We start from the raw sequence: 9,346 nt of genomic DNA on the forward strand, positions 1-9,346 counted from the left end.
GTTCTATAGATAAAGACGTGTATGTTTCAATTAGTATTCAGCTATATCCCCAAGACGAAGGATATTATAATAGTGATGAATCTGATTATTCTAATTCAGTAATATATAATGGAAAAAAATATATTAGAGCTCTATTACTTGCACCATCCAATCCAATAATCAGCAAAGGCAACTCATACTACCTGGGCAAAACAATTGAACCTATTGACGCATACTATGAAAATATTGACTGGACAAGTGAGGACACAAGTGTTGTAACTGTTGACAATGACGGTAAAATAACAGGTGTTGAGGTTGGGATTAAGAACGTTAAAGCAGCAATCGGTGATGTAACCGATTCTGTACCTGTTACAGTTTATGAGATCAATTCCAACATTACAAACGAGGACGACAAGGATGAGATAATCGACACAGCAGGAGATATTATCGACGATATAGCCAATAATGAGAACCCCGATATCAGCAATACTGATATTGATGAGAATGATCTTGATGACCTCCAGGAGGAGATCATTGATGCTGCTCAGAATGGTGCAGAATTCTGGATTAACTTCAAGGATAAGGGCCGTGGCCTTGGTCATTATCAGGATTATTGGAATGATCCTGAATTTTGGGAATGGTACCAGTCAAAGTACGGTACAGGCAACGGCTGGCATCTTGGCTGGGGCAAGGATGTAGTCTATGAAATGGGCTATACTGACTCAAACGGTCAGGATCATACGATAGGTAATATCACTGAATTTGACAAGAAATATGGGTTTGAGTTTGAGATACCCGATGACGCAGAGATTGAAGAACTCAAAAACGGCAAAAAGCGTATCTATAATGTTATCAGAATACATGACGGACAATTTGAAGTCGTAGACGTTGAGGTTGACAAGCACGGCAAGATTAAAGTTCTGTCAGATAAGTATTCGGATTTCATACTGCTGTATCAGGACGTTGATATAGCCGATGAGAACAACGTTCTTAACGCTGCAAACATTACCCTCGGCGGAGAACTAGGACTTAACTTCTATGTTACCGTTCCTGATGATGTTGTGGCAGCAGGCGCAAAGGCTGTCATGAATGGCCCGAACGGCGAGAAAGTGTTTAATTTGTCTACGTTTACAAAAGATGATAATGGCAGATATAAGGTAACGTATAAGCTTAAAGCTGTTGACATTGATAAAAAGGTATCGTTCAAGTTGACAGATGCTGAAGGCATTACCCTTGATCTGATAAAAGCATCTGGTGCTGAAATTGACGAAAACATAATCGAATATGGAGTTTACGATTATGTTGCAAGTGCAAAAACAAGTAGCACGATCACGGATTCTGATATGAATATTATTAATGCGATGTACGCATATGGAGCATATTCTGCAAAATGGAAATATGGCACTGAGCTTCCGAGTGATGTGAACACCGATCTTGTTACACTTAACAAGGCGGATTTTGAAAAATACGCTTTGAAGCAGGAAGGTACAAACGAAACGATCGCACTCACAGGTGCATCTTTGGTACTTGATTCCAACACAGCATTTAGACTGTACTTTACCGTATCAGATGATATTGCAAATCACTCAATAACGCTCGGTGAATATGTTCTAACACCATATGAGACAGGAACGTTCGGAAAGTATTATGTTGATATCGAGAACATCGGAGCAGGAAATCTCAAAAAAGATTATATTGTAACATTTGACAGCTCTTATTCAGTAAAAGTAAGTGCTATGACTTATGTGTATAATTATCTAAAGAGCGAAATGAATGATGAAAACTTGTTGAATCTATTAAAATCAATATGTGCGTACAGCGATGCTGTTGACGCAGCCAATTAAAACAAAGGAGAATAATGAAATGAAGAAGTATGTAACCCCAGAAATGGATATCACAGAGTTTGACACTGAAGATATTATCACCACAAGTGGTGGCGACAGTAATGATGACCTTGTAACTCCAGAAATCCCATTCTAAGCAGATTTATGATACGGCAGGGCAGCTTTTGCTGTCCTGCCGTTAATTATTAGGGTAACACATGCCAGAGTGAAATCAATCGAACAGGAAAACGAACCCGTTTCAAACTGCTACCGCATCGACTCGACCATGAATAATGATTAGTGGTTCATTATTTTTTTTCAAAACTGGCGCACTTTTTTATTAGCGCTGTGGCTCAGTTTTTTATTGACAAAGGGTAAGCGTAAAACGTCAAAAAGAACAGGCAGCCTTCCGGCTGCCTGTTTCTGACTATTGAGAGATCACTTTATGACGGGCATTTCATCGTTGCCTGTCAGGATGCTTGTTGTGATAACATCTTCACTTTCAAAGCTGATTATCTCAAGCTCGGGAGTTGTGTAGAATTCCATAATATTATCCTTTCTCTTATTTGGTAATATATTCCTTTGCTTCGTCAGCAAGCCAACTGAGAGTTCTTACTACTTCAGCAGCTGTATCAGAATAGCCGCTTACTCTCTTTGAAAGTCGTACATAGTCCATTACGCTGTACTCGAATTCCATCTTCTTGGAAGCATCGCTCGTCTTGTAAACGGATATCTCTGAAGGAGTATAGAGCTTCATCATTGAAGCATTCTTCACAGCATCAACATAGCAGAGCCCTTCCTCCTTCTCTGTGGGAGTCACGCTCTTGCCGTCAACCATAAATTTGTAGTCCTCTATCGCTCCGTCAGTTAGCTTGAAGTAATGCCTCTGAACAACGCCTGAGCCGAGAACGATGGATGAACCTTCATAGGAAAGACCGGAAAGATCCTTCGGGGCAACAAAGTGGTTTGCATCGTTGACTACAGTCTTGGAATAGCTGATACCACTGTCGATGAAAGGAGCAAAACTGTCATCAAGGTCAAACTTGAAATGACGTTGTACCGCACCGCCGTAAACCAGCATTGAACGGATAAGATCCTGCTCTTTTGCGTACTTGACCGGATCGGCGAGTATCTGATCTGCATACTGTCTTACTGAGTAACGAACAGTATCAACAGTATCGCCGCCGACCTTCAGGCAGATGATGTAGCTGCACGCCATCTCCTTTGCAAGAGTAGGCTTGAGGACATAGTAATTTCCGTCTGCATCCTTCTTGATGGGCAGATCTGCGGAACTTCCGCTTCCTATGTCATACATGAACATTGCATAAGCGGAGTTCTTTTCCTCTTCTGTAAGAGTATCCGGCAGATCAACGAACAGACGCAGACCGATGGTACCATTCCTGTCTATCTCGATGCCGGCGGATTTGAAATGTCCTTTGTCCTCGTTGAGGATATAGGTGTTCTCGCCGCTGTTGTTTATTACATTATCGGCGATGACATTGGTTCCGGGATCCTTTTCATTTGCCCAGAAGGTGCCTCTGTTGAAGGAAGAGGCTTTGATCGTGTGTATGCCGGAGCCGACCTTGATCTTGCTCAGACTGTAACAATAATCTAATGATAATTCATTGCCAGTGATGTCGAGTGTCTTCTCATTGAAATTGCTTATATCAAGCTCTTCAAGTGAGCGGCAGTCGCTTATGATATCCTTGAATCTCTGACAGCTGTCGACTTCGAGAGGAGTCAGATCAAGCTTCTTTAATGAAATGCAGCCGGAGAACATTCCGTCCATTCTGCCCACATTAGATGTGTCAAACGAGCTGAGATCAATTGACGTAAGTGAGTTGCAGGAGAGGAACATTTTATACATATCTTTGACATTTGAGGTATTGAACCCGCTGAGATCTATCGAAGATAGTGCATAGCAGGATGCAAACATCTGATTAAAGGACATTGCACTGCTTGTATCAATACCTGTCAGGTTAACTGACTCGAGACGGTTGCAGGAACTGAACATAAAGGCGAAGGTGGTAACATTAGAAGTGTTCAGACCGCTTACGTCAGCAGTGCGAAGCTCTAAACAGTCCATGAAAAGGCCGTCTAAACTCTGGAGATCAGAGCTGGACGCTTTCAGGCCGGTAATACTTTTTAGTTTCAGGCATCCTCTGAACATTCTCTCCATTGTTGTTACAGCGGAGAAATCAGTTCTTGTCAGGTCAACGCTTTCAAGCTTATAACAACTTGAGAAGAAGCCCCTTGCCTCTTTTGTGCGTGAAAAATCTGCGCCGGTCAGATCAACTGCTGTCAGCTTAGTAAATCCGCTGAACATATAGCTTGCGCTTTCAGGGAAGACCGTACCCGGCGTACAGGTGATCTTTGTCACTTTTTCTTTGTACTCATACGGAATCCCAGAATACTGCGGGAAAACTCCGGATAAATGAAGTTCTCCCGTGTCTTCGTTGAAATCGAGCGTATATTCCTTGGTCTCATCTTCAGCGTTTGCTGTGATAGAAGAATCAAACAGCAGTGAACCGGATAAGCCTGTAGGTGCTGCACTGCAGATAAAAGCCGAAGCCATGACAGACGCAACAGCTTTCTTCAATAGTTTGTTTTTCATCTCAATACCTCCATGACTATTGTGATAGGATAGTACGTTTTCATGCTGCATCCGGAACGGATATGCCGGCGGACTGTCATGCTGCCGGATATTATTATAATTGTTTTCGCCGATAATAATATTTACATAAAGTGTACCAAAAACAATAATATCATATTTACATAATTATGTCAATATCTTTAATTGAGCTTTAACGGAATTCAATTTTTAAAAATATCCCTAACAATCATCTGAGGCTCCATAAGGCACATGTAGAATAATAGCAATCATCAACCGCTAACATATGCTATCAAAGAAACAGGCTCACCGAGGTGAGCCTGTATGAATATCATGTATTAAATGGTAGGAGTATAGTCCCGGCCGGCTGCGAAAAAAGCACCGTCAGATACCTCTCGGCATCAAGCCCGTTAGCCTGTGCAGTGGCAGCAATGGAATACAGCGCTGCACTGCACTTCGCACCGTTCGCCGTATTTCTGTGCATCCAGTTCTTCCTGCCCACAGCAAATGGCCTTATGGCATTTTCGGCACGGTTATTGTCTATGGGAACATTCCCGTTTTCCAGAAACGTGTAAAGATATGGCTTTTCATTCAGCGCATAGGCTACTGCCTTGGCAAGAGCACTCTTTCTGCTGACATGAAGCGTTTCAAGCCACGCAAAGAAAGCATCGAGCAAAGGCTTGACCTTCGCCAGACGCTGCTCATATCTTTCCTCAGCTGTCATGTCTGACAGCAGGTTTTCTTCATGGTATATCCGCTCAAAGTATCTGACCGCTTCTGCTGCAACCGACCTTTCCTGTGCGGACTTATCCTTTGGCAGTGCATTGACGAAATAACGGCGAACATGAGTCATGCAACCGCAGTGCTTTACACCGGTAACCACATGATATCCGCTGTATCCGTCACGCACCAGATAGCCGTCAAAGCCCTTCAGGAAGGCCTGTGCATTTTCGCCTTTCCGGGTGGGCTTGTAGTCGAAAATGACGATGCTGCGGTCATTCAGTTTCCCGTTGCAGTATACCCACATCTTCGACTCGGCAGTCGCTTTCCTGCCTTCCTCATGCAGCACCTGTATGCGTGTCTCGTCTGCGTGGATTACTTCTCCGGCAAGCAGCATCCTGTGCATTTCCTCAACTATCGGCATACACCATTTCTCTGCCGCATTTCCTAACCAGTTTGACATTGTAGCTTTCAGCAGAGGTATATGCTTTGAGGCGAGGTCCTTTTCCTGCCGGTGCAGCGGAACTGCTTTCGCATACTTCTCGTATACGATATGTGCAAGCAGCTCAGGCGAGCAGAAACTTCCGGGTATCATGGGCTTCGGGTACTCAGCACGTCGGATATTGCAGCGCTCAATTTAATCGGAATGAACCGCATCATTCTCGGGCTTTTCGCCGCACTCTGGGCATTTGTAGGTATATACGATATGCCTGCGGATATGATACTTCGCGGGAGGGTAGACAAGCTCGTCATAAGCCTTTTCCTTGCCTATCTCCTTCATCTCAGCACCGCAGTTCTCGCATACCGGATGCCCTTCCTGATGCTTGACTTCCTCAATAGCCAGTGTTTCCATCCAGTCATCGTGAGTACGCTTTGTTCTGCGCTTATGCTCAGGAACTGTGACTGTTTCAGGCTTTGGCTGTACTTGAGGCTTCTGCTCTTCCGGGAACAGAGAGAGCTGCAAGGCATCCATGCTAACTGAGGCTTGTTCAGTTCTGCGGCCGAATATCTGCTTTTTCAGCCATGAAAGCTGATCCTGTGCAAATGCAAGTTCTTCTTCAAGTATGGCAACTCTTGATCGGAGCGCAGAAATTTCCTGTGCCATTGACAGATCATTTTTTACTGCATTCTGCTCAGACATACTGCTTCCTCCGTTCCTGAAACTATACATATATTATACCATAAAACAAGCGAAAAAGCAAGGAAAATAGGCAAATTCTCCTTGCTTTCCGTTCAATAGATCATCCCTGTTTTACCGTCTTTGATCGCCTTAGGCTGATCGATCTTCAGACCTTCAAGCAGCCATCTTGTCTGCTGAGGTGTCAGCAGTTTTGTCTCATTTTCATTGCGGGGCCATTGGAATTGTCCGTTGTCCAGCCGCTTGTAGACCAATAGAAATCCGTCTCCTTCCCAAAGAAGACCTTTGATACGGTCACGGCGTCTGCCGCAGAACAGGAAGAGTGCGCTGCTGAACGGATCGAGCCGGAGCTGCCCATGTATTATCATGGCAAGTCCGTCTATGGAGCGCCTCAGATCTGTGTAGCCTGTGACGAGGTAGACCTGCTGACTTGAAGAAATATCGTTCAGCATAGGGCTTTCACCAGAGCGAGGATGGTTTCAGGATCAATGTCAGACGGCAGCGAGATCTGAAGATCGTTCTTCCCGATGCGAATCTCTGACTGACATTGCTGCTGAGGAACGTTGAGAGGAACGATGGTCGGAGCTTCAACGAACTGTTCACGGATCTTTTTCAGCCGGCAGTAGTAAGTGTTCGGCTTGATGCCGTTTTCTTCACACCACTGCTTTATGGTCAGGCCGCTTGCCTGCTGTGCTTTGATAAGTTCCGACCATTCCTGCAGGCGTACTGCCTGTCTGATCGTTGCGATCTCTGTTTTTTTATTCTGCATAATGTTCCCTCCCGTGTCCAACGGACTCCAATTTACTACATGGAGCTTTTTGGAGTTTTTTGGAATGTCCAATTTACTCCATCAAGTTTCCTGGAGTTTATTATACATCATTGGACAACGAGAGGGAAGACGCGGAATATTTTACTCTTACTTTTTATTAGCGCTGTGGCTCAGTTTTTTATTGACAAAGGCAAAGATGCCCACAAACCATCTATTCCATCGGCAAATTAACCATGCCATTTGAAACCATAGTAAGTGGGCATTATGTTTATTTATAATATTCAGCATACCACTGAGCGAATTTTCTCAGACCTTCACGGATACCAATTGTGGGACGGAAGCCGTAGTCAGCTTCTAGAGCGGAAGAGTCTGCGTAGGTCACGGGTACATCACCTGGCTGCATTTCAACAAGTTCTCTGTGTGCCTCAAAATCGTAGTCTGACGGCAGAACACCTGCATTCACAAGCTCCTCCTGCAATGTGCTTATGTAGTCAAGCAGGTTCTCGGGAGTACCGCCGCCTATGTTGTACACTGCATAGGGGGGGAGGGGAAGTCCGTCTTCACCGTTCTGCTTCTTCGGAGCTCCCTGCATGACTCTGTACACGCCTTCAACAATATCATCAATATAGGTGAAATCACGCTTGCAGTTACCATAGTTGAAGATCTTGATAGTTCCGTCTTTCGCTAATGTGTTAGTAGCGGAATAATTGAAGAGACCGAAATCACTTTTTGTGATTTATGATTTCTTCAAGTAATCGCCTGTATTATGTAGCTTTTTGAGCAATTCATTTAAATTCATTTTTACTGATTTTGAGTGTCTTTTTGCCACGCTATCATAAAACGAGGCAGCAGTTATCTTATCAAGGTAAGCTGCGGCTATAATTGTAATGGCAAGCAAATGGTTCAGACTATGACATGGAAACCTGAACCAGGAATGTCTGCCAAGCAGATAGAAAAGGAGGTCAAAAGGCAGGCTGTTTTATTTGAAGAAGCCTGTAAGCATGGATATCAGAGTTCAGCAGTAAAGTTTGAAGTGATGGCCGAAGAGTGGTTTAAAAACTATGCAAGGATTAATCTCAGAAAAACCACAGAAGAAAGAATGCGCCGCTTGTGCCCAAGAGTGTATTCTGCAATAGGTCATCTACGCATGGATAGGATCACACCGCGACATATTCAGGCATTTATCAATTCACTTTCTGAGAAAGGTGCTAATATGCTTAACGGAGATCCACTCTCACCTAAAACGATCAGACACTATCACAGCTTTATATCAGAAGTGTTTACATATGGTGAAAGGATGGGAGTAGTCAGCGAAAATCCGTGTGAGAAGGTGATCTTGCCAAAGATACATTACACGGAAAAGCAGATATACACATCAGATGATATACAAAGAATACTGGTATTGCTTGAAACAGAACCGCTTCAGTTCAGAGTATTTTTCACACTAATGATATATAGTGGTTTCCGCCGCGGCGAAATGCTTGGCCTGGAATGGAAAGATGTTGATTTCGAGAACAATATCATCAGTATAAGACGTACAAGTAACTACCTTAAACAAATCGGGACATATACTGATACTACCAAAACAAAGCGTTCTCAGAGGACTTTGAAGTTCCCAGAACAGATCATGGAAATTCTGAAGCTTTATAAAGAAGAACAGGATAATCAAGCCTTACAGTGCGGTGATAAGTGGATCGATAACGACAGGTTGTTTGTAAAATGGAACGGTGAAGCAATGTATAACGGGATACCGTATTCGTGGTTCAAGCGATTCTGCGGCCGAAATAATATCCCGTTCCACGGAATCCACTCTTTCAGACACACCTTTGCTTCACTTCTTGTAAATCAGGGAGTAGATATTGTTACGGTATCTGGAGCGTTAGGACATTCAGTAGTTTCAACGACAAGCAATATTTATTGTCATATGCTTGATGAAGCAAGAGCAAAAGTCACTGAAGCTATCACTGCAGCACTGGATTTTGGTGACAAAAAAATAAAGCCAAAAGGCGCTTGACCTATTGGCTTCTGAAGTGCTTGATTGTTTAATTATTGAATAAAGAACAAACAAATAACAAATTGCATATAAGCAATTTGTTGAATTATGGGAATGGCTATATATAGCCATTCCCACTGCTTAAAACTGGTGGAGGCGAGGGGGATTGAAAAAGGAGAAGCACTTTTAGTGGTTTTTGCTAAATTGCGAAAATGGCTGTATTTCGCGGTATTTTACGATTTCGCTTTTAGCAGCTTCAAGTGATTTTTGGCAGCTTTTGGTACAAATAAGTGGTAAACAAGTGGTTGGAATG

The 9,346-nt window shown here is 43.3% G+C and carries 7 protein-coding genes and 1 pseudogene; 2 read left to right on the forward strand and 6 right to left on the reverse strand.

Annotated features, from left to right (window positions below; translation table 11 throughout):
* Positions 1-1,823: Ig-like domain-containing protein (locus T488_RS17200; RefSeq protein ID WP_037297382.1), on the forward strand; the 1,823-nt coding region annotated here is incomplete at its 5' end.
* Positions 1,824-2,364: 541 nt separating this feature from the next.
* On the opposite strand, the gene T488_RS0106585 is transcribed toward T488_RS17200, so the two are convergent.
* The 6 genes and pseudogenes from T488_RS0106585 to T488_RS17215 form a co-directional block, all read right to left on the reverse strand.
* Positions 2,365-4,416 (reverse strand): BspA family leucine-rich repeat surface protein, encoded by a 2,052-nt coding sequence (locus T488_RS0106585; RefSeq protein WP_028520100.1) that lies wholly within the window; start codon positions 4,414-4,416, stop codon positions 2,365-2,367.
* Between the two features lie 328 nt (positions 4,417-4,744).
* Positions 4,745-5,770, reverse strand: coding sequence for an IS66 family transposase (gene tnpC / locus T488_RS20095; protein ID WP_431767944.1), 1,026 nt, complete (start codon positions 5,768-5,770; stop codon positions 4,745-4,747).
* Positions 5,771-6,274, reverse strand: a complete 504-nt coding sequence (locus T488_RS20100; protein WP_028520102.1) for an IS66 family transposase zinc-finger binding domain-containing protein — start codon at positions 6,272-6,274, stop codon at positions 5,771-5,773.
* Positions 6,275-6,366: 92 nt separating this feature from the next.
* The gene (gene tnpB, locus T488_RS0106605) at positions 6,367-6,723 is read right to left on the reverse strand and encodes an IS66 family insertion sequence element accessory protein TnpB (RefSeq protein ID WP_028520103.1); all 357 of its coding nucleotides are present in this window, start codon (positions 6,721-6,723) and stop codon (positions 6,367-6,369) included.
* Complete coding sequence (gene tnpA, locus T488_RS18690) at positions 6,717-7,040, reverse strand: IS66 family insertion sequence element accessory protein TnpA (protein ID WP_051536379.1); 324 nt, start codon at positions 7,038-7,040, stop codon at positions 6,717-6,719. The genes tnpB and tnpA overlap by 7 nt, the downstream gene beginning before the upstream one ends.
* A gap of 268 nt (positions 7,041-7,308) precedes the next feature.
* Positions 7,309-7,719: pseudogene (locus T488_RS17215) on the reverse strand (NAD-dependent epimerase/dehydratase family protein); the annotation flags it as partial.
* Between the two features lie 219 nt (positions 7,720-7,938).
* On the opposite strand from T488_RS17215, the gene T488_RS0106620 reads away from it, so the two are divergent.
* Positions 7,939-9,054, forward strand: a complete 1,116-nt coding sequence (locus tag T488_RS0106620; RefSeq protein WP_082320459.1) for a tyrosine-type recombinase/integrase — start codon at positions 7,939-7,941, stop codon at positions 9,052-9,054.
* Positions 9,055-9,346: the final 292 nt, after the last annotated feature.

It is taken from the genome of Ruminococcus flavefaciens ND2009 (genome assembly GCF_000621785.1).
Taxonomy (GTDB): Bacteria; Bacillota; Clostridia; order Oscillospirales; family Ruminococcaceae; genus Ruminococcus; species Ruminococcus flavefaciens_C.

Excerpts from the sequence above, each read along its gene's own strand:
- T488_RS0106585 (WP_028520100.1), bottom strand. The coding sequence starts at position 4,416 with ATGAAAAACAAACTATTGAAGAAAGCTGTTGCGTCTGTCATGGCTTCG.
- T488_RS20100 (WP_028520102.1), bottom strand. The coding sequence starts at position 6,274 with ATGTCTGAGCAGAATGCAGTAAAAAATGATCTGTCAATGGCACAGGAA.
- tnpB (WP_028520103.1), bottom strand. The coding sequence starts at position 6,723 with ATGCTGAACGATATTTCTTCAAGTCAGCAGGTCTACCTCGTCACAGGC.
- tnpA (WP_051536379.1), bottom strand. The coding sequence starts at position 7,040 with ATGCAGAATAAAAAAACAGAGATCGCAACGATCAGACAGGCAGTACGC.
- T488_RS0106620 (WP_082320459.1), top strand. The coding sequence starts at position 7,939 with ATGGTTCAGACTATGACATGGAAACCTGAACCAGGAATGTCTGCCAAG.